Origin of the sequence: Dyadobacter chenhuakuii (assembly GCF_023821985.2) — a bacterium.
GTDB lineage: Bacteria > Bacteroidota > Bacteroidia > Cytophagales > Spirosomataceae > Dyadobacter > Dyadobacter chenhuakuii.
On record NZ_CP098805.1, the window covers coordinates 624,310 to 646,999 of the forward strand.

The 22,690-nt window shown below is 45.7% G+C and carries 18 protein-coding genes and 3 tRNA genes; 12 read left to right on the forward strand and 9 right to left on the reverse strand.

Translation table 11 applies throughout. The features are described from left to right. Positions 1-3: 3 nt before the first annotated feature. The 8 genes from NFI80_RS02575 to NFI80_RS02610 all read right to left on the reverse strand — a co-directional run bounded on the left by NFI80_RS02575 (position 4) and on the right by NFI80_RS02610 (position 11,492). Positions 4-1,005 carry a glycosyltransferase gene (locus NFI80_RS02575; protein WP_235165008.1) on the reverse strand — a complete coding sequence of 334 codons (1,002 nt, stop codon included), beginning with the start codon at positions 1,003-1,005 and terminating at the stop codon, positions 4-6. 52 nt (positions 1,006-1,057) lie between these two features. Further along, entirely contained in the window at positions 1,058-1,681 is a 624-nt protein-coding gene (locus NFI80_RS02580; protein ID WP_235165007.1) for a polysaccharide deacetylase family protein, read from the reverse strand. 119 nt (positions 1,682-1,800) lie between these two features. After that, positions 1,801-3,309 (reverse strand): glutamate synthase subunit beta, encoded by a 1,509-nt coding sequence (locus tag NFI80_RS02585; protein WP_235165006.1) that lies wholly within the window; start codon positions 3,307-3,309, stop codon positions 1,801-1,803. A 63-nt stretch (positions 3,310-3,372) separates the two neighbouring features. Next, on the reverse strand, positions 3,373-7,956 hold the full coding sequence (gene gltB / locus NFI80_RS02590; RefSeq protein ID WP_374759673.1) for a glutamate synthase large subunit: 4,584 nt from the start codon (positions 7,954-7,956) through the stop codon (positions 3,373-3,375). 387 nt (positions 7,957-8,343) lie between these two features. Further along, positions 8,344-8,766 (reverse strand): STAS domain-containing protein, encoded by a 423-nt coding sequence (locus NFI80_RS02595; RefSeq protein ID WP_235165004.1) that lies wholly within the window; start codon positions 8,764-8,766, stop codon positions 8,344-8,346. Between the two features lie 56 nt (positions 8,767-8,822). Next, entirely contained in the window at positions 8,823-9,755 is a 933-nt protein-coding gene (locus NFI80_RS02600; protein ID WP_235165003.1) for a phosphoribosylaminoimidazolesuccinocarboxamide synthase, read from the reverse strand. 16 nt (positions 9,756-9,771) lie between these two features. After that, complete coding sequence (locus tag NFI80_RS02605; protein WP_235165002.1) at positions 9,772-10,491, reverse strand: hypothetical protein; 720 nt, start codon at positions 10,489-10,491, stop codon at positions 9,772-9,774. A 38-nt stretch (positions 10,492-10,529) separates the two neighbouring features. Continuing rightward, positions 10,530-11,492, reverse strand: a complete 963-nt coding sequence (locus NFI80_RS02610) for a vWA domain-containing protein (RefSeq protein WP_233797641.1) — start codon at positions 11,490-11,492, stop codon at positions 10,530-10,532. A 129-nt stretch (positions 11,493-11,621) separates the two neighbouring features. Here NFI80_RS02610 and NFI80_RS02615 point away from each other — a divergent pair. From NFI80_RS02615 to NFI80_RS02650, 8 genes are all read left to right on the forward strand, one after another. Then, positions 11,622-11,708 (forward strand) — tRNA-Ser (locus tag NFI80_RS02615). 76 nt (positions 11,709-11,784) lie between these two features. After that, positions 11,785-11,858: transfer RNA gene (locus NFI80_RS02620), tRNA-Pro, on the forward strand. Between the two features lie 72 nt (positions 11,859-11,930). Further along, a tRNA-Arg gene (locus NFI80_RS02625) sits at positions 11,931-12,004 on the forward strand. A gap of 141 nt (positions 12,005-12,145) precedes the next feature. After that, complete coding sequence (locus tag NFI80_RS02630) at positions 12,146-12,571, forward strand: hypothetical protein (RefSeq protein ID WP_235165001.1); 426 nt, start codon at positions 12,146-12,148, stop codon at positions 12,569-12,571. A 320-nt stretch (positions 12,572-12,891) separates the two neighbouring features. Then, positions 12,892-13,104, forward strand: a complete 213-nt coding sequence (locus NFI80_RS02635; protein ID WP_235165000.1) for a hypothetical protein — start codon at positions 12,892-12,894, stop codon at positions 13,102-13,104. Positions 13,105-13,420: 316 nt separating this feature from the next. Further along, positions 13,421-13,600, forward strand: coding sequence for a hypothetical protein (locus NFI80_RS02640; RefSeq protein ID WP_235164999.1), 180 nt, complete (start codon positions 13,421-13,423; stop codon positions 13,598-13,600). Next, positions 13,566-14,117 carry a DUF6169 family protein gene (locus NFI80_RS02645; RefSeq protein WP_235164998.1) on the forward strand — a complete coding sequence of 184 codons (552 nt, stop codon included), beginning with the start codon at positions 13,566-13,568 and terminating at the stop codon, positions 14,115-14,117. Before NFI80_RS02640 ends, NFI80_RS02645 begins: the two co-directional genes overlap by 35 nt. Positions 14,118-14,306: 189 nt before the next feature. Beyond that, positions 14,307-17,441, forward strand: a complete 3,135-nt coding sequence (locus NFI80_RS02650) for a glycoside hydrolase family 9 protein (RefSeq protein ID WP_235164997.1) — start codon at positions 14,307-14,309, stop codon at positions 17,439-17,441. A gap of 16 nt (positions 17,442-17,457) precedes the next feature. On the opposite strand, the gene NFI80_RS02655 is transcribed toward NFI80_RS02650, so the two are convergent. Continuing rightward, positions 17,458-18,261, reverse strand: a complete 804-nt coding sequence (locus NFI80_RS02655; protein WP_235164996.1) for a hypothetical protein — start codon at positions 18,259-18,261, stop codon at positions 17,458-17,460. A 242-nt stretch (positions 18,262-18,503) separates the two neighbouring features. Here NFI80_RS02655 and NFI80_RS02660 point away from each other — a divergent pair, with 242 nt between their 5' ends. The 4 genes from NFI80_RS02660 to NFI80_RS02675 all read left to right on the forward strand — a co-directional run bounded on the left by NFI80_RS02660 (position 18,504) and on the right by NFI80_RS02675 (position 22,687). Continuing rightward, positions 18,504-18,872 carry a hypothetical protein gene (locus NFI80_RS02660; RefSeq protein WP_026629875.1) on the forward strand — a complete coding sequence of 123 codons (369 nt, stop codon included), beginning with the start codon at positions 18,504-18,506 and terminating at the stop codon, positions 18,870-18,872. 120 nt (positions 18,873-18,992) lie between these two features. Continuing rightward, entirely contained in the window at positions 18,993-19,346 is a 354-nt protein-coding gene (locus NFI80_RS02665) for a response regulator (protein ID WP_233797649.1), read from the forward strand. Positions 19,347-19,584: 238 nt separating this feature from the next. Beyond that, a complete protein-coding gene (locus NFI80_RS02670; RefSeq protein ID WP_235164995.1) occupies positions 19,585-21,228 on the forward strand; it encodes a TldD/PmbA family protein in 1,644 nt (547 codons plus the stop codon). 142 nt (positions 21,229-21,370) lie between these two features. Next, positions 21,371-22,687: a TldD/PmbA family protein gene (locus NFI80_RS02675; RefSeq protein WP_233797651.1), complete on the forward strand. Its 1,317-nt coding sequence runs from the start codon at positions 21,371-21,373 to the stop codon at positions 22,685-22,687. The last annotated feature ends 3 nt before the right edge of the window (positions 22,688-22,690 follow it).

The following is a 22,690-nucleotide window of genomic DNA, read 5'->3' on the forward strand; positions in this document are numbered from 1 at the left end:
GTATTAATATTCACGTCCTTTCCAGACGGTTTTTCCAGGTAAAAAGTAATTGGCCAGCATAATCCACCCGATCAGCGTCATGTGAAACCAGAACAGCAGCGCGGCTTTCCAAAGGTCAAATTGCCGCAACAACACAATGGAAATCAGCGAAATAGTCGTGATCAGCACGTAATAGCGCCCTATCCCGATCCACGGCTCGATAGGAAACCATACGGAGAGAATCAGAAATATGGGAACGATCAAGGATGACAGGATCAGGCTCCATTTGGTCACCCAAAACGACTGCATAACGCCCTGCATCCAACGTTTCCGCTGTTTCAGCAACTCTGCAAAGCTGGTAACGGGTTCGGAAACATTCAGAATGTCCCTGTGATACGCCATTTTGAAATCATAGCCGCCTTTTGCGATGCCCATAAATAGCGTGTAATCCTCCACAATGGAAAACCCAAGCTTTTCATAACCGCCAACGGCGAAATACGCTTCCCGAGCCACGGCCATGTTGTTACCCATGCCGGTCATTGGAATTTTGAACAAAGAAAAAAAGCGAGCGACACTCAGCGCAAACAGCCATTCGGTTGACAAAAGATCTGCTCGTAAATGGCTTTTTTTCATGCGCGTAAGGCCGACTACGACGCCGGTTTTCTCTTTAAAATGCCTTAGCATGCCCTTTACCCAAGTTGGCGCAACGGTAATGTCGGCGTCACAATAGAACAGATAATCACCTTTGGCTTCGTGCGCAAGCTGCGCCAGCACATTGGCTTTTCCCTTTAATCCCGCAACTTGCTTCGTGATTTTAAGGCATTTAAACTGGTGTTTGTCCCAAATAAATCCGGCTATAAGCTCTTCGGTAAGGTCTTCGGAATCGTCGTCGCCGATAATGATTTCAATATTTTCTTTCGGAAAATCGAGTTCATGCAGCGATTTGAGACATCTTTCAATATTATTTTCTTCGTTACGTGCCGCGACGAGCACGCTCACTTTAATGCGATTGCCGGTTTGAAGCATGTAATAGTATAAATTTTGCGATCATAAAGTGTTCATTAATAATGTCATAGCGTCACTTCATCGCCATTGCTTCGAATGTAAATCCCTCATTACTGAAATGCTCCAAAAACCTCGGAAGCGCGTATTGCATGTTAGGTGCGGCTTTGACGCTGTCGTGGAACAAAACAATTGAGCCAGGCCGGGTATATTGAATCGATTTTCGCAGACAAATTTCCTGTGTAATTTCTTTGGAAAAATCCCCGCTTAAAACATCCCACATGATAATGGCGCGCTCACTTTTAACAACACGCGACTGGCTTTTTTTGATCCGTCCATAAGGTGGCCTGAATAGATTCGTCGGCACATTCAGCTGCTTCTCACATTGCTTAATGTTGTCGAGATACACTGCATCCTCAGTCTTCCAGCCATTCATGTGATTGAATGTGTGATTGCCTATCGCATGTTGATTATCAAGTAGTTGTTTGTAGATCTCCGGATGTTTCTCCACATTATTTCCAATGCAAAAAAAGGTCGCTTTCGCCTTATAACGTGCCAATGTTTCCAGAACAGACTCGGTAATGTCGGGAATAGGGCCGTCGTCAAAGGTTAGGTAAATCTTTTTTTCCTGCGTCGGAACGCGCCAGATAAAGCCTGGGAAAAACGCTTTCAGCCAGAAAGGCGAATGGTGTAAAAACATTATTTTAAATGGTGTCGGCCAATATTTGTGGTCAAATATAAAGGGATATAAAATAAGAAGCTGCCCATCTGGAGCAGCTTCTCGCTTAATATAATATGTAGCTTTTATAAAATCACCGATCAGGCATGCGCAAATGCAGGGTTGAACATGGAAACCGCTTTTGCTTCCAGGAACGATTGTCCCATCAGATATTCATCAACCGATCTTGCAGCTTCGCGTCCTTCGCTGATCGCCCACACAACCAAAGATTGTCCACGGCGGCAGTCACCGGCTGCGAACACTTTTTCGTTGGAAGTTGATTGATAACCGTTTGTTTTAATATTGCCGCGCTCGTCAAATTCCACTTCCAGGTCATTCAGAAGGCCTTCTTGTTGCGGGTGCAAGAATCCGGCTGCCAAAAATGCCAGGTCGCAAGGAATGTTTCTTTCGCTTCCTGCTACTTCTTTCATTTGCATCCGGCCCGTTTCTGGATCTTTTTGCCAATCGAGGTCAACGATTTTCAATTCTTTTAAATTGCCGTTTTCGTCGCCAACAAATTCTTTTGTATTGATAGACCAATGTCTGTCGCAGCCTTCCTCGTGCGAAGTTGAAGTCCGCAACATCATCGGCCAGTTTGGCCAAGGCGTGCTCGCATCACGATCTTTTGGAGGAATCGGCATCAATTCAATTTGTGTAATGGAAGCTGCACCATGACGGCCGGACGTTCCTACGCAGTCAGAACCCGTGTCACCGCCACCGATTACCACCACGTGTTTGTCTTTCGCAATGATCTGTCCGTTTGTGTAAGGCGCTCCGCGGTGATCCACTGCTGGATCGATTCCGGCAACGCGTTTGTTTTGCTGGCTCAGGAATTCCATCGCAAAGTGTACGCCTTTCAAATGACGTCCTTCGATTTTTACATCTCTTGGAACCGTCGATCCCATTGTCAATAAAACTGCATCGAACTCATCCAGCAATTCATTTGCTTTCACAGTAACACCCACATTCACATTCGTGCGGAATTCAACGCCTTCGGCTTCCATAACTGCCAAACGACGGTCAATAACGCCTTTATCCAGCTTGAAATCAGGAATTCCGTAACGAACCAGTCCACCGATTTTATCAGCGCGTTCCATCAAAACAACCGAATGTCCGGCTTGGTTAAGCTGGTAAGCAGCCGCCATTCCTGCAGGTCCGGAACCGATAACAGCCACTTTTCTGCCGGTGCGGAATTTTGGGATTCTTGGTTTTACAAGGCCTAGTTCAAAAGCTTTCTCAATGATCGCTTTTTCAATGTATTCAATCGCCACTGGTGGCTTGTTAATGCCAAGAACGCAAGAAGATTCGCATGGGGCAGGGCATATCCTTCCCGTAAATTCAGGGAAGTTGTTGGTCGATGACAAAATTTCGTAAGCCAGCGCCCAGTTTTCATCATACACCGCGTCGTTGAACTCGGGGATAATGTTGCCTAGCGGGCAGCCATTGTGGCAAAAAGGGATTCCGCAGTCCATGCAACGGGCTGCCTGCTGTTTGGAATGAGAGTCAGTTGGGGCAGTTTCAATCTCGCGGTAATCCGAAAGACGTTCGTCAACACTTCTTTTCTTTGGCAACTCCCTTTCAAACTCTAAAAATCCGGTTGGTTTTCCCATTCTTATATTTCTTATTAAATCGTTATTCTAATTAAAACAACTTCAACAAAACGTGGTAACCGCTTATTGATGAACTACATCCACAACGATATCTTTGTAAACCACATTCTTATCGGCAATCTGCTGCGCCAATGTAATGTTGCGTCCTTCCAAAGCTTTCTTGAAATCGGCAGGCAACACTTTCACAAATTGCTTCACAGATTGTTCCCAGTTCTGGATCAGCTGGAATGCAATGTTGCTGGTTGTATACTGGAAATGTTTGTCCAGATATTCGCGCAAAATGCCCTGATCTTCTTCGTTAAGTGGATCCAGTGAAACCATTTCCATGTTCACTTTCTCTTTGAATGTGCCGTTTTTATCCAAAACATAAGCCACACCGCCCGACATCCCGGCCGCGAAGTTTCTTCCTGTTTCACCAAGAATCACAGCCAAACCGCCCGTCATGTATTCCAGACCGTGGTCACCAACGCCTTCAACAACCACTTTCGCACCTGAGTTACGCACACAGAAACGTTCTCCGGCTGTTCCTCTGATATAAGCATCGCCCGACGTTGCGCCGTAGAAAGCAACGTTACCAATGATAATGTTCTCTTCCGGCTTGAATTTCGAGTCGCGGTCTGGATAAACAATCAGTTCAGCGCCGCAAAGTCCTTTTCCGAAATAGTCATTGGCGTCGCCTTCCAGTTCCAGACGAAGCCCGGCTGTGTTAAATGCACCAAAACTTTGTCCGGCCGTTCCACGGAATTTGAAATGAATGTTGCCTTTTGCAAGACCAGCACCGCCGTATTTTTTTGAAATCTCGTTCGATAACATTGTTCCAACCGAACGGTTCAGGTTGTTCAATGCAAACTCGGCATAAATTTCCTCCTGGCTGTCCAGCGCAGGTTGCGCCGCCTTGATCAGATCCCAGTCGATAATGCTGTCGATGCCGTGATCCTGTTCTTCCTGTTTGAACTGAGCCACTGAAAGATCGCCTTCTTTATATAATATGGCGTCGAAATTTAGGTTTTTGTATTTCCAATGTTTGATATCGTTACGCAGTTCGAGATATTGAGCCTGGCCAACCATCTCATTTACAGTCCGGAAACCAAGTTGTGCCATGATTTCGCGCAACTCTTCGGCCATGAAATGGAACATGTTCACCACGTGCTCAGGCTTACCCGAGAACAATGCGCGCAATTCTTTATTTTGTGTTGCTACGCCGACAGGGCAAGTGTTCAAATGGCATTTGCGCATCATAATGCAACCTGCCGCAACCAATGCAGCCGTCGCCACGCCCCATTCTTCCGCGCCCAACATCGCCGCAATCGCAAGGTCGCGACCTGTACGAAGCTGACCATCAGCCTGAACGGTAACCCGTCCGCGCAATTTGTTTTTAACCAAAGTCTGGTGCGTTTCCGCAAGACCAAGCTCCCAAGGCAAACCTGCGTGACGGATCGAGCTCAATGGGGAAGCACCCGTTCCGCCGTCGTAACCTGAGATCAGAATGTGGTCCGCATGCGCTTTCGCAACACCCGAAGCAACCGTTCCGACACCGGCTTCCGAAACCAGTTTTACACTGATACGCGCCTGACGGTTTGCATTTTTAAGGTCAAAGATCAACTGAGCCAAATCCTCAATCGAGTAAATATCGTGGTGGGGCGGGGGAGAGATCAAGCCTACGCCCGGCGTCGAGTGACGCGTGCGGCCGATCCAGTCATCCACTTTAAAGCCTGGAAGCTGTCCACCTTCACCTGGTTTTGCACCCTGTGCTGTTTTGATCTGTAACTCGCCAGCATTGCTCAGATAGTGGCTGGTAACCCCGAAACGTCCCGAAGCAACCTGCTTAATCTGCGAATTCATGCTGTCGCCATTTGCCAAAGGCGTGTAACGCAATTCGTCCTCGCCGCCTTCGCCAGAGTTCGATTTTCCACCGATCCTGTTCATGGCAATGGCCAATGTCGTATGCGCTTCCCACGAAATAGAACCAAATGACATGGCTCCCGTAGCAAACCGTTTGAAAATGCTTTCCACCGGTTCCACTTCTTCAATTGGAATGCTCGTTCCTTTTTTGAAACGAAGCAAACCGCGAAGCGTTAACGCCTTATGGCTCTGATCATCAATCAGTTTTGAGTATTTCTTAAATGTTTCGTAACTGTTTGTTTTCGTAGAATGCTGCAACAAATGGACGGAAGCCGGGTTGAAAATGTGCGCTTCTCCGCGTTGTTTCCATTGGTAAAATCCACCGACTTCCAGCTTCGGTTTCGAATCCGGTGTTTCGTGGTAAGCCACTTTGTGACGCACCAGGATTTCACGCGCAATCTCAGAAATGCCCATTCCACTGATGCGGGAAATGGTTCCTGTGAAATATTTATCAACCACATCTTTATTCAAACCAACGCATTCGAAGATCTGAGCGCCTTGGTAAGACTGCAATGTTGAAATTCCCATTTTGGAGAAAATCTTCAAAAGCTCCTTATTAACGGCCTTAATGTAGTTGTAATGCAGTTTTTCATCCGTAAACTCACCTTCAATCATCTTCTTGCGATTCATGAAAGAAAGTGTTTCAAATGCCATATAAGGGCAAATTCCCGCTGCACCATAACCGATCAAGGCGGCAACGTGATGTGTTTCCCAAACGTCTCCCGCTTCAACCAATAACCCTACTTTTCCTCTCAATCCTTCACGGATCAGATGGTGGTGAATGGTTGCAGTGGCTAGTAGCGAAGGAATTGGCGCGTGATCCGAGTCAATCGCACGGTCGGAAAGGATCAGGATTTCAAATCCGTCATCGATTGCGTCCGTTGCATAGCGGCATATGCGCTCCAATGCCCTTTCCAGCGCTTTTCCGCCTTCGTCAGCGCGGAAATAGGTGTTAATAGTTTTCGCCTGGAAGCCGTCTTTATCTACAAAACGCAGTTTATCAAACTCCTGCACCGACAAAATCGGATGCGGCAGCGCGATCTGGCGACAATGTTTCGGCGTCTCGGTTAATATATTTTCTGTTCCACCCACAAACGAAATCAGCGACATAATCGAACGTTCGCGGATCGAGTCAATCGGTGGGTTGGTAACTTGTGCAAAAAGCTGTTTGAAATAATTAGACAAATGCTGGCTTTGCTCCGAAAGCACGGCCAAAGGCACATCCGTTCCCATCGAACCGATCGCTTCCTGACCTGTTTGTCCCATAGGAGCCAGGATCATGCGTAAATCTTCTGAAGTGTAACCAAATGCAACCTGACGTTTCAGCAATGCATTGTCGTCATAAGCGCGGTAAGTCCGGATCGGGTGATCCAGCTGATCTACGTGCAACTTGTTATCATCCAGCCATTTCTGATAAGGCTGACCTGAACAAACTGCTGCTTTAATTTCTTCATCCGGAATAATGCGGCCTTGCTCCATATCCACGACGAACATGCGTCCTGGCTGCAAACGACCTTTGGTAACAACCCTTGACTGATCCACATCCAAAACGCCAGCCTCAGACGCCATAATGATCGTATCATCGTCCAAAACCCAGTAACGTGAAGGGCGAAGACCGTTACGGTCAAGCGTTGCGCCCACCATTTTACCATCTGTGAACGAGATCGAAGCCGGACCATCCCAAGGCTCCATCATCGCAGCATTGTATTCGTAAAATGCTTTGCGTTCCGGATCCATCTGCTCATTTCCGTCCCAAGCCTCAGGAATCAGCATCATCATTACGTGCGGTAATGAGCGGCCCGAAAGGTGCAGCAATTCAATGGCATTGTCCAGGTTTGCAGAGTCAGATTGGTTTCTGTCGCAAATCGGGACGATCATGTCCATTTCTTCTTTTGTAAAAAACTCAGAAGCGAATGATTTTTCCCCGGCACGGATCCAGTTCACATTTCCTTTTACGGTGTTGATCTCACCATTATGCGCAATGTAGCGGAACGGCTGAGCAAGCTCCCACGAAGGGAATGTATTGGTAGAAAAACGCGAGTGAACAACCGCAAGGGCCGAAACCACCGATTCGTTTTCCAGATCCGGGAAGTAATATTTTAGCTGGGCAGTCGTAAGCTGACCTTTGTATGAGATCGTGCGGCAGGATAGGGAAGAATAGTAAAAGCTTCTTTCCACGCCCTTAACCGTATCTCTGATAATCCGCGCAGAAACCTGGCGCAGGATGTAAAGCTTTCTTTCAAACCCAAGATCGTCCGTTACTTCGTCCGGACGTTTGATAAACAATTGCTCAACATGCGGTTCAACAGACAATGAACCCTCGCCCAATGTGTTGTTTAATGTTGGCACTTTTCTGTAACCTAATATATGCAATCCAAGCTTTTTGGCTTTACGGCTCAGAATGTCGCGGCATTCCTCGCGCATGATTTCGTTGCCCGGAAAAAAGATCATCCCCACGCCATACTCACCCGCTGGCGGCAATTGAAAACCAAGCTTTGAACATTCTTCAACAAAGAACTCGTGTGGAATCTGAATCAAAATGCCTGCGCCATCACCCGTGTTCGGATCGAAACCGGTAGCACCCCTATGCTCCATGCGTTCGAGCATGTGAATGGCGTCAGCCACGATCTGGTGTGACTTGCGGCCCTTAATGTTAGCCCGGAAACCTATACCACATGCATCATGCTCAAATTCCGGACGGTACAGTCCCTGATTTTCTACCATTGGTTCAGACATTTGCGACATTAATCGAAGATTCTAGAGTTGACAAATTCGTAAATAGAATTTGTTTAAATAAGCAATTAAAAATTTTTAAGAAACCGCCATCCCGTTATGAATTGGGTAAAGCCACGCAAGATAACCATAAAAGATATTTGGCCGAATACGGAAATGGCAAAATTTTCTATCTGTATGAGATTTTGATTTTTTTATCACAATTAATATAGAAATATTGATAAAACGATCAGTGCTTTTAGTGATTAGTTGTCAAATTCATAATCAAAAACCACTATTAAGCTGTCTTACCTAAATCCAAATACCGTCTTGTTAAAATAATAAATCTTTCTATTATGACCAAAAAAAAGCCCAGCCTTTCAAGGCTGGGCAATTGTGTTTATGAATTTTTTGTGCTGGTTATGGCTCTTTGGATTCGCTTACATTGTCGTAATCCTCATCATCATACCCATCGTCACCCGTACCGAATTCGTTCTCCAGACTATGCATGAAAACGGCGTCAATGGCTTCCTCTTTGGATGGTAAAACTTCCATATCCGGAATTTTCAGATCTTCCAGCAAGTCCATAAAATCATCATCCCGCGTCACGATCACGAGCAGGCCAAGGTCATTGGCACAGAGCCAGTTTATCTTTTTCAAAATTGCAGTTCCTGCCGCATCCACCGATTTCACAGGCTGCATATTGACGATCAGATTGTGGTAACCTTCACGGAAAATTTCGCGCGCCGTTTCCTCAAATGCCGCCGGGACGTCACCAGCAAATGCGGGCTCTTCCAGCTCTATATATACGAATTGTTCTTTCTTTTCCAGTTTATAGTTCATTTCAATTTTTTGTTTTGTTCAAACAAGATTTTTAATAAAATATCAACAGAATGTGATTACAACGCTCTCAAAATGGCGTTTTCTATTCTTTTCAATGGATCGTCCAGATTGTTTTTCTGGAATTTATTGCCTGTTACTTTTTCAAATAACTCAATGTAACGGTCCGAGATTAGCTGAATGCGCTCATCGTCCATCACCGGAACAGTCTGACCCTCTTTTCCTTGAAAGCCATTCTGAATGAGCCACTCTCTTACAAATTCCTTGCTAAGCTGTTTCTGGGGAAGTCCCGCCCGCTGGTTTTCCGCATATACGTCTGCATAGAAATAGCGCGATGAATCCGGCGTGTGGATTTCGTCAATGAGGTAAATTATGCCATCCAGTTGGCCAAACTCATATTTTGTATCCACCAGGATCAGCCCCTGATCGGCAGCCATTTCGGTTCCTTTGGCAAAAAGCGCAAGCGTATATTTTTCCAAATGCTCGTAATCATCTTCGCTTACCAGGCCCTGCGCAAGGATTTCTTCGCGCGAAATGTCCTCGTCGTGTCCTTCGTGCGCTTTCGTGGTTGGCGTAATAATGGGCTGGGGAAGTTTATCATTTTCTTTCAATCCATCCGGCAAAGAAACGCCGCATACCGAGCGCTTTCCAAGCGAATATTCCCGCCACGCATGTCCCGCCAGATAGCCGCGCACCACCATTTCCACAGGATAAGCCTGGCATTTCAAGCCAATGCTCACATTCGGATCTGGCACTTCTTGGAGCCAGTTAGGGACAATGCCCGACGTAGCATTGAGGAAATGTGCCGCTATTTGGTTCAAAACCTGTCCTTTATATGGAATTGCCCGAGGCAGGATCACGTCGAAAGCCGAAATGCGGTCGCTGGCAACCATCACAAGTTTTTTCTCGAAGGAATAAACGTCGCGCACTTTTCCTTTGTAAAACGCTGTCTGGCCAGGAAATTGAAAGTTGGTTTCTGGAATGCTATTCATCTTTTTATAGTAAAAATTACCACTCTATTTCGTCTTGTTTTGCTGTTTTAGACTTGTATTGCTTCCTTCTGAGCTGGTAAATATATTGCGATTCGTTTGATTTCATGGCATCCAATATCGCACGGGCCTGCTCCTCAGACATATTCATTTCCCGCAAACTTCGCAGCAGCTCCTCTTTCTGCACATCTTCGGCCACTTCCCGCGTCTCCGGTTTCGGCTCCGGCGGCGCGGGCTGGTTGCGCTCCGCAATGGCATCCCGCTCCGATTTTTGTTTCTTATTATTCTGGTCAGAAGGCTTGTCGATGCCTGAAAATGCTTTTTTCAAAACAATGTAATTGCTCCGTGCCAGGCTGTTTCCTGGTTCCAGCCGCAGCGCTGTTTTCAAATGGTCGAGTGCGTTCACTGTGTCCTTTTGATTCACTCGAATTAATGCGATTTGGCTGTTCGCAATGGATGCAATGGTGTTATCATCAATGTGATCCAGCAGTTCGTAATGTTTCAGCGCCAATTTGTAATTGCCCATCTGATAGTAGGAGTGGGCCAGATTCAGGCGCGCCGCCGGGTCGGAAAAAAGGGAGCCGTACGTAATTTGGTAATACAAATCGGCCGACTGCTTGTATTGTTTGTTGTTATATGCCTGCTCCGCGCCCAGTTTCCGCTCATTGGCCTTGGTAATGGAGTCAAATGTCCGATTATCCCAGAGCCAAAGCAGAATATAAAGAATAATGGCGGTCATAGGCGGTCGATTTGTGTCGCAAAAATAAGCATGAATCCTTATAGTCGGAACGTTCCTATCGTAATTAAAACGTCCAGCAGGATCAGGATCAGTGCTGCGCCCAGGAAATAATAGTATTTGTTACTCACCACCGTAATTGTCCGCGAATCGACCAATGTCCCCTCCGCCTGGTTGACGTCATTGATGAGTTTCAACATGTCATTTTTGGTATTATTAAGCTCATAGTAAGTTCCTCTCGCCGCGGTTGCCATCGTTTTAAGGAAGTTTTCATCCAGTTTGCTGATCACCAGTTTGTCGTTTTTATCCATCAGCGGCTTGCCGTCCTGCTGGATGCTGATGCCCACTTTCGTCCCCACCGCCACCGTGTAAACGCCTATTCCAAACCGACGTAAATTGTTGTACAACGGCCCGCTGCAAGATGAATTGTTCTCACCATCCGTAAAAAGGATCATCATTTTCGAGCGTCCACCGGGATCGGCAGCATTCATTAATTTGTTGTAAGCCAGTTCGGTTGCATCGCAAATGTTGGTCCCGCCCGTCGCCAGTAAATCCGTTTGTAAAGATTGTATAAACAATTCCAAAGCAGCGCCATCATAAGTCAGCGGCACGTGGATGAATGCTTCATTCGAAAAAATTATGATCCCGATCCGGTTTGCCCGCTCATTCTGCACAAATCTGTTCATCTCAAATTTCACTTTTTCCAACCGCGACGGGGTCACATCCGCTGCATCCATGGATTTGGAAAGGTCCACGATCAAAAAAATGTCCTTGCCTTTGGACTGGATCTGCCGGTCGGCCTCCCCGAACGACGGTCCGAGTAAACTGATGATCAATAATGCGAATGTAATGGACCTTAAAAATAGTTTCAGGATGAGGGTTCTTGCGGTGGTTTGCAACTGCCGGGCGATGCGGACGGTGCGGATAATGTAGGCTGTGTAGATTAAAATGAAAAAAAATATGAAAAAAAATTCAGTGGTGTCAAAGGGGTAATTCCAGTTCATAATGAACGCTTTGGGTAATTTAAAATTTTTCAAAAATAGGGAATTGTGGCTTCTGATAAAGTTTTTTTAGGGAAATGTTTGTTTTTCTGAACGGCAACCTTCTATATTTGCAACCCAGAACGGAAAGAAGGAGGGATGGGTGAGTGGCTGAAACCAGTAGTTTGCTAAACTGCCGTACTCGCAAGGGTACCGCGGGTTCGAATCCCGCTTCCTCTACACCGATCTAAAATAGAGTAAAAAGAGGGGCTGACCTTTGACGAAATCGAGACTCAGCCTAACAAGTAAAATAACTCGGGGAGTGGCGCAGCCCGGTAGCGCATCTGGTTTGGGACCAGAGGGTCGCAGGTTCGAATCCTGTCTCCCCGACAAAAAAGATTTAGGCAGTTAGGCCGTTGCAGATAAAACTGCGAATCGCTGACTGCCTATTTTTTTGACTACGGTCCGGTAGCTCAGCTGGATAGAGCAGCTGCCTTCTAAGCAGCAGGTCATGTGTTCGAATCACATCCGGATCACGCAAGCACTTAACATTTGTTAGGTGCTTTTTTTGTGCGCCGACAAATAATTCATACTGACCGGAAAATTTGTAAATTGTGTCTAGTTGAGGCCTGGGTATTTCTTTGTGAAATAACATCAAACATCTCCCGGCAAAACTCATGAAAACAAAACTGTCGGACATGACGACCTTTGAACTGCGAGAAGTTAGCCACTGGGATGAAGCTGAAAAATGTCAGTCAGAGATTCTCACGTTGGCCGAAGACGAAATCGAAGGCATTCTTATTGTCTACACGGGCCAGCAGGGCGACCATACATTAAGTATCATACCGTCCCTCAATGTTTCCGGTTATGGCATTGATGAGGAGGATTCCGTAAACGCGTTAAAGGAAAATTTAGAGACGCTTTTTGAGGATCTGTTCGGTATCAGCGAGTCCGAGCGAAAAGATGAACTGTCCAGGATGGGATGGAATCCACAGCCATCGTCGGACCAGCCGCTCCCCTGGCTCCACTTTGAAGAAAAAGAAATATTACAAAATTTCGATTTTCCTGAGCGAGTAAAAACCTCCATCTTACAAGCTGCATAGTTGGGAAATAATCGGCCTGTTAAGCTTAAAGACTGGATACGTTTCCTCGAAGCGCACGATGCCATTATTTGCGTATGAAAGCATCTCATGAACATTGGAAATGCCCAAGATGTCTTCGAACCATTACCCATAGACCTGCGTATAAAGATATTCCCGCACTTCATTCGAAAACCAATCTTGCCACAATGGGGAAATCGCTGGAGGATCTTTATGATTGGATTGAGAGAAATTGACAAATAATGCGGCTTCTTGAATAAAGCCTAACAAATGATATTTGTAATTTTTTGTCGGAAATTCCGACTTGATTTCTATCCTTGGCTATGAAGAAATTCTCAACGATGAAAGAGGCCTTTGACTGGTGGGCGAAGCACATTTATCCGGCTTTGCCGCCGGACGTGAAGAAGGGTAGGTATACAAGTGCTTGGAAGGATTATACTTATCAGCAAGGAATTTCTGAAAAGAGAATGGAAAACATTTTGTCAGACTTTGGTAAAATCGATGTCAAAATTGAGGTAACATTCACACCAAACTAAAATTTTTGACTGATTTTTGTCGGAAAACTCGACTTATATCCAGTAATAAAAAACCCCGGAGCTTCTAAGTTTCTGAGGCTGCGATGCTCCGGGGGAGTTTAATCTTTAATGCAGTTGCAGCGATTTGATAAATGTATTGGCGTTTTGCAGGCGCATAATTGAGATTTGGATTTTGGATTTTTAGGGTTGAGAAACCTTGTATAGAATATATTTAGCCGATCGTTTGCTCATTTCAACCGAAGGGTAAACGGTCTGCTTTGCTGCTAGAATAGGCGCGTAACATTTAATATCTTTAAGAAACGAAACTCAACTTACAATGATACAAACAACAAAGAAATCGAATACAAAAGTTGTTGCTGGTGTCAATACAGATCAGAAGCAGCCTGTTTTTCTTAGAATGCTGGATGACAAAAAAGCGATTTACCGCTTTTTTCAAGGGGAAATTTCAATTGATGAGCTGAATGCCAGAGGAATCAAATTTATTAAACCATTATAGTTTCGTTGAGGTAAATCTTTCTTACAATTTTGTAACTGATTCCGGCGATCAATATTCAGCTTTCTTTGTCGGGACTAACTATTTTGAAGATTGTTTAGATTTGAATGAACATGTTGTGAGCTTTGGGTTTTCTCCAAATGAGAGAAGGTCTGAAGCTTTTTTCTTGGATTCAAATTGCAATTTAAAGCGAAGAGCAAAAATAGATTTCCGCGTGCGGGATACGATTTTCGCTATCATGGAGGAGTTTCTGACCAAGTTCCCCACTAAATCTATTGTTTCGATTTGTGCTAACAATGATGCACGCGAACTGTGCCGTCGCAAACTATTTAAAGATTGGTACAAAAAGGCTTCTGAACACAAACCGACATTGATCGAAAAGTATGACATTGATCTGCAAGGAGCTGACACATTCTATGGTTATGCTTCGCTAATCCTCCGAAATGATAATCCGCGGCACGATAAGCTTAGGGATGCGTTTCAAAATCTAAACAGTGATTTGATCTCCAAAGGTTATTAGATCGTAAGAGCCACGTCTTATGCGTTTAACCCCACAATTTAAAGTCGCTTCCAAGATCATTTGACCGATCAATCATTCAAACCCGCCTCCGGAAAACTCTCTGCTTAAAAACAGTTGGTATGGCACCGATTTAGCGCTTGTATGTTGCAAACATTCAAGTGCTATATGTGCAAAATATTCTTTCTCTTCATGGCAGTCATTGCTGGGCCATGCTTTTCTCAAACAAAAACAATCTGGGACGGTGAAGCAAATCCGGCTAGTTGTAATAAGGCATACGGGTCCGTAATTTCGGGATCCGATGCTTTTGCCGGTGGTGCTTGTTTTCGCGCGGAGCCGGATAAGTTTCATATGCCGAAAATCGGGTTTAATTGCAGCAATGCCTGGCGGGCGGATATTTCGGGGTTCGATGAGCTTCGTTTTTTTATAAAGTCAAATCAAAACTCGCAGACGACTTCCATACGGCTTATCACTTACTTCGCGCAGAGCAATTGGGTCGATATTGGCACTTATATACAGGGTGCGGGCGGGATTGCTACCGATTATAAGGAAGTCAGAATTCCGCTGACATTGTTCAAAAAGCAAGGTTATGACCTCAGTTCTATTGAATATCTCGAATTTGCAACTACAACTTCAAACCAACTTTTCTACTTTATCGATGACATTCAGGTGGTCGACTTAAAATCGCCCAAGCTCTCATTACAACCGGTTTCCAGCCGGGTTTTAAAGCTCAGCGTTAGTGAACGGTTTGATACGGCAGGATGCTATAAAAATGCCAATTACAGTTTGGCGAGCCAGGCAAATCCGGCGTATCTGCAACAGCAACATCCCGTTAAAATCGGACGGCATCATTATGTTAAGGGGTTACTTCCGACGTCCGGAGTGCCAATCGTTGCGTATGAGCTGTATCTGATTTTTGATAAACCATTGAATAATGCTGGCTTATACAATTTGACAGTCACTGACATCAGGGACCTATCTGGTAATGCAGCTGCATTGGACACGGCGTTCACTTTCAATGACCTTGCAATTTACGGAAACGTAAAGGCCAACCAGGTTGGGTATTTGCCCGATAGCCCGAAACTGGGCAAGCTGGGCAACTTTCTGGGCGATGCCTGGTTTATGCCCGTTGATTCGGTCAATACACCGGTTTTTGAGGTTCGAGACGAGGCAGATCAAGTTGTTTATAGCGGCGTAAGTAAGTTTTTGAAAGCTGATTCATCATTCAGCGGCGAATTGGTTTTGGACCTGGATTTTTCGGAAGTGACCATTCCCGGCACATATTATTTGTATGTAGAGAGTTATGGCCGTTCGGAAACATTCACCATTGCTGATGAAGTGTACGACGACTTACATAAGCACACGGCCAGGGCTTTGTATTACCAAAGATCGGGCAAGCTGGATTCGCAGCATACCGGCAATTGGCAGCGTGGCGGTCTGTCGGCGTCGGTGGTGGAAATTCATTCTTCTCACGCATCATCTCCGCTGCACAGTGCCTCCGATCCAGCTGTCGGCAGTAAAATTCCGATGGCCCAAGGCTGGCTGGATGCGGGTGACTACGGTCGCTATGTCCCTACGGCGGCGAGTGCTTTATTTATTCTTTTTACTGCTTTTGAGCTGTATCCGCAAAAGTTTCCGGACAATTATTACAACATTCCCGAAAGTGGCAACAGCATTCCTGACCTGCTCGATGAGATCAAATATGAAACCGATTGGCTGAAACAAATGCAGGCACAAGATGGTGGCGTGTATTTCCGGGTTACACCTGCCACCTGGTCAACCGGATTGCCGGAAGATGAGGTCAGTACACTTTTCGTTTCTGAGAAAACAACGCAGTCCACAGCACTTTTCGCAGCAGCGATGGCCATGGCGGCCCGAAATCTGAAAGCCTATTTCCCTAATTACGCCCAGAATTGTCTCGATATGGCGAAAAAAGCCTGGGGTTTCCTGCAACTGCATCCGCAAGCATCAGCTCCTGTGAATGTGCCCGGCATTTCGGCTGGACCTTATCCGGATCCTATTGACCTGGATAACCGCGCCTGGGCGGCTGCCGAGCTCTATAAGACGACGGGCGAAGTCATGTATAACAATGCTTTTCTGGATTACTATGCCAAGATCCCTCACGAGTTCCATGCTACCATGAGCTGGGCACACCATACTTTCAAAGCGGCGTGGGCTTATTCTACAACCAAATTTCCAGTTAGTAATGCTCCTGTTGCGGAGTTTAAGTCCAAGCTGAATACCGAGGTGCTGGTCAATTACTACCAGAGGACAATGGACATTCATGCGTATCACGGTGCATATCATCCTTTTAAGGGTTATGTCGGCTACGGGACTTTTGGCATGGCCCAGAGCTATGCATTTGACTATATCATCTTCAGTTATCTGCTGTCCAAGCCCGAACTGCTGGATCTGGCAAAAATTCAGCTTGATATTCCTTTGGGCAACAATCCGTTGTCTAAAAGCATGATTACCGGCGTTGGCAAAAATGCTCCGAAATTTCCTCTTCATTGGTCAACGGTTCCAAACAAATACACCGAGCCAGTTCCCGGCATCCCGGTATTTGGCCCTGCTGCGTCGCTGGTTATGAACAGGCCGTCCAGCTTTGCAATCCAGGACTCGGCAAACCGATATCCCTATGGTTTCAAAAAAGAAGACCCTTATCCTGTGCTACGTCGCTATACGGACGCGCGTGAGGCTGTTGAAATGTCGGAATTCACGATCCAGGAAATCGCTGTCACAATCGCTCCGTTTGCATTTTTCAGCACTGCCATCAATGATGCACTTCCGGTTCATTTTGCAAGCTTTGAAGCACAGTCCGAACAATGTCATGTAAACCTGCACTGGACAACCAGCCAGGAAGTCAATGCGGATTATTTCGTTATTCAGCGCAGTGCCGATGCGAAAACGTTTGAGGATATCGGCCGGGTAAGCGCAGCGGGATCAAGCAGCATATCTAAGCAATATCGTTTCACAGATTCCCTCCCTAATCCGCGTAATTATTACAGGCTCAAACAAGTCGATTATGATGGACGATATCAATTTACGCGTATCCTTTACGCTCCGGACGCTTGCAATGGAATGAAAATAAATGTTTTGCAAAAGCAGCAAAACATTTATGAAATACAAACCGAGTCGGCAGAAAATACGGATCTGCTCACAGGTGAGGTCGTTAACAAACGTGGGGTTCCCCGGAAGCGATTCGATATAAATCCAGGGATAGCCACGCGTTTCGACACATTCGATCTTCCAGCGGATATTTATATTTTACAAATAAAAAACCAGCAAGGATATCGATTGTACACGCAAAAATTGTTGGTTCACTGACCGGTTCATGGCAACATTACTGCCAGTTGCTTGTCCAGTTATAAGGATCAGGTCCGGTAACACTGCCGCTAGTAGGATAGCCGGAAGCATTCAGTAAGTATGTGTAATGCGTGGCAACAGGGTTTTTGGCCGGTTTTTTCAGATACTTGTTCTCTACGAGGTTCAATGTCTTCGGAGGAAACAATTTTGCGTCCATTTTGAGATTGAACTGGCTGAAATGAGCGGACTTATCTGCATGTTTCAAATAGTATTCGTAGCTCACTTTATTCACAATCGCGCCGTCCGCATCATAGCGCTCCTGGAAAGAAACATTTTGGTCGTCATAGTAATACACAAGATGGCCATCAGGGAGATTATTTTCCCGGTAATATTCTTTAACCACCTTTCCGGCCTGATAAATGTAATCGGTCTGTATCACATCGGTAATGTTGCCGCCGCTCGTATAAAATGTTTCAACTTTCCTGGTTGCGTATTGATTTACAAGATCATACACAATGTCGGAGCTCTTTTTGCCGCCGTAAATGGTTGTGTAGATCACTTTGTCAGGGGCATAGGTCAAAGTTGTGACATAAGCTCCGCCTTCGGTCCGGTAACTTTTGAGTGAATTATTCGCATTGTACTGAATGTCCGTTATGTCAAAGCCGGGCATTGTGGTTTGTAACAGAAGCTGCCCCACGACGAACGCATTCGCATCCGTTTTTACGTTTTTAGTCAGGGTAGGATCGGGCATTTTCTCTCTTTTTTCACAAGAGAAAACAGCAATGGACAGGAGCAGGATCAGTCTCGCCGAGAGGCTGCAAGGTAATAGTTGTTTTGTCATAATAGCTTTACTTTTTCTGTAAATAGATGTTGCAATAAGGTGGAAACAGTTGTGAGGTTGTTACCAACGAGTACGAACAGCCGGCGCCATTTATCAGGCGGCAACTGCCTTTTATCATGCGGTTGCCGACGATCTCAAATCAATTGTCCTGTCTCTCCTGTTTTTTAGCTTTTGGCAGATATTAATCGTATCTTACAAGATGGGCAGCCGAATGTCCAGCGCATGCTTTATGAGACTTAGCAATGAAACCAACACCAGAGCAGTTAAGAGACTTTTTCAAGTCTAATTTTTTCCAGGCTGATCAATCGTTTGAATATAACCAGGAGGCGGCGATAGCCGATTTTTACAGGCGTTTTTACGGAGCCGGCGACGTGGCGGATCCGATCCCTAACCCGCGTAAATGGCAGACAACCTATGTCAGGAAATATGCTGTGAAGGCATTCATGCGCACGAAGGATGGAAACATTCATCACGTCATCTTCAAACAGGATTTAGATAATAACCTGATCACTAATTTTGATGGCTCGGCATGGCAGGGAGATCCCAATCTGGTAGATGTTTGGCAGGAGTACTATGAGTCAGACAATAACCTTGCAGTGAGTGGCTGGTAGCAATTTTTGGGGACTTTTGTGGAGGTAAACAGCAGGAGTGTAAAGTATTGTTTTTAAAACTATTCGAGAAAAGTAAAAAGTTGTATTTTAGCGACAACCGTAACCCACTATCAGAATATTATGAGCATACTTTACATTGATCATGAGATCAATAATCTCAACTCCTTTAAAGCTTCCTTCCGAAGAGACGCGACAATTTACCTCGCCGACACCTTGGATAAAGGCCGCAAAGTTTTAGAAGAAGAACAAATCGATGTCATTTTCGTCGATCACCAGATGCCTGATATGACGGGTCTGGAATTTTTGAAAATGGCGTCAAAACAATATCCTGAAAGTATCCGCGTCCTGCTCACAGGGCAGGCTTACAATGCTGAATTCAAGCATGCGGAAGTGAAAGGTTATCTCCACAATTTTGTAACAAAACCGTGGGATGAACAGGATTTAAGACGGCTGATCATCACCAATATGATGTAAAACATTTAAGAAGCAGTGAGTGAGCGTGTTCCGACAAGGGGCACGCTCATTTTTCTTTGAGGGGTGCCGGTTATTGAAATGCTAAAAAAATTGCCACAGCAATATTTGTTGGAAATATTTTTTACATTGTGTTTTCAATATCAACATTCCTCATGAAGTCGCTGTTTCGGTCCAGTTAGGCTGTATTCGGCCATTTCATAACCCGGTAATCTTCCATTTTTATTTCCTGAAATATTCGATGAAAAGACGAGATTTTATGCAAATGACAGGAATGGGCGCAGGAGCTTTAATGCTTTCGTCCGTGCCAGTCGTGGGAAATCCTGTGAGCGCCGCGCATCTGCTCGAACCCTGGATTGATGTCGCTGCCAAGAAAAAATTTGCAGAAATCGCTCTCAATGCGGCCAAAAGCAAAGGCGCAACTTATACCGACGTCCGGATCGGGCGCTACTTACAGCAATATTTATTTACACGTGAAAAACAGGTTCAGAATATCGTGAATACGGAATCCTACGGCGTTGGGATCCGGGTAATAGCGAGCGGAACCTGGGGTTTTTCGGCCACCAGCGATGTAACGGCCGAGGGCATTGCCAAGTGCGCTGCAACGGCTGTTGAGATTGCGAAAGCAAATTCCAAATTTCAAAAAGAACCGGTCGTGTTGGCTGAGCAGAAAGGAGTTGGCGACAAAACGTGGAAGACGCCGATCAAGAAGAATGCATTTGAAATTCCCATTCAGGAAAAGATTGACCTGCTCATGAATGTGAATGGTGAGGCCATGAAAAACGGTGCGGGCTTCGTCACCTCCAATATGTTTTTTGTGAATGAACAGAAATATTTTGCTTCGTCCGACGGCTCATTTATTGACCAGGACGTGCACCGCATATGGCCTACATTTACGGTAACAGTCACCGATAAAGCTGCCGGTAAATTCAAAACCCGCGATGCCATCAGCTCGCCCATGGGCATGGGCTATGAATATCTGGATGGCTTAGCTTCGGAAAAAATCGCCGGCCCGAATGGTCTGGTCGGTTACCGGAACTCTTACGACATGGTGGAAGATGCGATCAATGCAGCGAAGCAGGCTAAGGAAAAAATGACTGCAAAATCGGTGCTTCCCGGCAAGTATGACCTGGTCCTGGATCCCAACCATCTTGGCCTAACCATTCACGAATCCGTTGGGCACCCCACTGAGCTGGATCGTGTGCTGGGTTATGAGGCCAATTATGCAGGGACAAGTTTTGCAACATTGGATAAATGGGAGTCTAAAAACTTCGCCTATGGCAGCAAACTCGTAAACATTGTGGCGGACAAAACGCAGCCGAATACGCTTGGGGCTGTCGGTTATGACGATGAGGGCGTGCCGTGCAAGGAGTGGGATATTATCAAAGATGGCGTTTTGGTGAATTACCAGGCCATTCGCGATCAGGTGAAGATCATTGGTGAAAAAGAATCGCACGGCTGCTGCTATGCAGATAACTGGAATTCCGTTCAATTTCAACGGATGCCCAACATCTCGTTGAAGCCGGGCACTGAGAAACGGAGCGTAATGGACATGATCAAAGGCGTGGAAAAAGGCATTTATATCATTGGCCGGGGTTCATATTCCATTGATCAGCAGCGTTATAACTTCCAGTTTGGCGGTCAGGTGTTTTACGAAATCAAGAACGGGGCAATCACAGGCATGCTGGACGACGTTGCTTACCAGTCCAATACACAAGAGTTCTGGAATTCCTGCACGCAGCTTTGCGATAAGGACGATTACCGCACATTCGGGTCGTTTTTCGATGGAAAAGGGCAACCTGCACAAGTGAGCGCAGTGTCACACGGAAGTTCAACGTCCCGTTTTGACGGGGTGAATGTGATCAATACAGGACGGAAGATATAAGGATTGAATGACTGAATGAGTGAATGAGTGAATGATTTGCTAATGCATACCCTTGTTGGGGCGACATGTATAGCTTCAATATCAATCATCTACTGTAACATTCAATCATTCACTCATTCACTCATTCAAAATTGAAATCAACATGGCTATTTTATCCAGAGACGAAGCGAAGAAAATAATTGATAAAGTATTGGCATTTTCCAAAGCCGATGAAATAAGCGTAGGCCTTTTTGGCAACCGGACAGGCAACATTCGCTACGCACGCAATTCCGTATCCACAAGCGGAGAAACGACTGATCTTTCCTTGTCCGTAACGTCTGTTTTTGGCAAGAAATCAGGCACGTCAACCATTAATGAGTTTGATGATGCTTCTCTGGAAAAGACAGTAAGACGGGCCGAAGAAATAGCCAAACTCGCACCCGACAACCCGGAATATGTTCCTATGCTCGGGCCCCAGCAATATCTTGAAACCAATTCTTTTGCAGAAAGCACGGCAGCAATCAATCCGGATTATCGCGCCAAAGCAGCTTTCGATAGCATTGATCCTTGCATTAAAAAGAATCTGACCGCGGCTGGTTATCTGGAAGATGCGGCGGGATTTAATGCAATGGGCAACAATAAGGGGCTTTTTGGATATAACAGATCTACCTCCATTGATTTTTCTATCACTGTTAGAACGGCCGATGGCAAAGGCTCCGGCTATGCTGCGCGGGATTACAATGATGCCTCTAAGCTCAGCACCGCTTCGGCAACAGAAGTTGCGATGCAAAAGGCGATGGCTTCTGCAACGGCAAAAGCATTGGAACCGGGAAAATACACCGTAATCCTGGAACCGACTGCGGGCGTTGATCTTTTGGATAACATGATGCGCAGCATGGATGCACGTAATGCGGATGAAGGCAGAAGTTTTTTGGGTAAAAAAGGAGGTGGAACGCGGCTCGGTGAAAAGCTTTTCGATGAACGCGTGAACATTTATTCAGATCCTCAAAATCAGGAAATCCCCGGATCGCCATTCAGTGGCGATGGCAGGCCACAGGAGAAAGTGATATGGATAGAGAATGGTGTGGTTAAAAATATGTCTTACTCGCGCTTTTGGGCACAAAAACAAGGTGTTAAGGCCATTGCTCCTCCATCCGGATTTATTTTTCAGGGTGGAAACGAATCGTTGGCCGATCTTATCAAAGGAACTGAAAAGGGCATTCTGGTAACCCGGCTTTGGTATATCCGCGCGGTGGACCCGCAGACATTGCTTTACACGGGTCTGACGCGGGACGGCACATTCTACATTGAAAACGGGCAGATCAAATATCCGGTTAAGAATTTCCGGTTTAATGAAAGTCCGGTTATCATGCTCAATAATATAGAGGCGATTGGCAAGCCCGTTCGTGCGGGCGGCAACCTGGTACCGCCGCTAAAAATCCGCGATTTCACATTTACGAGTCTCTCGGACGCAGTTTAGCGC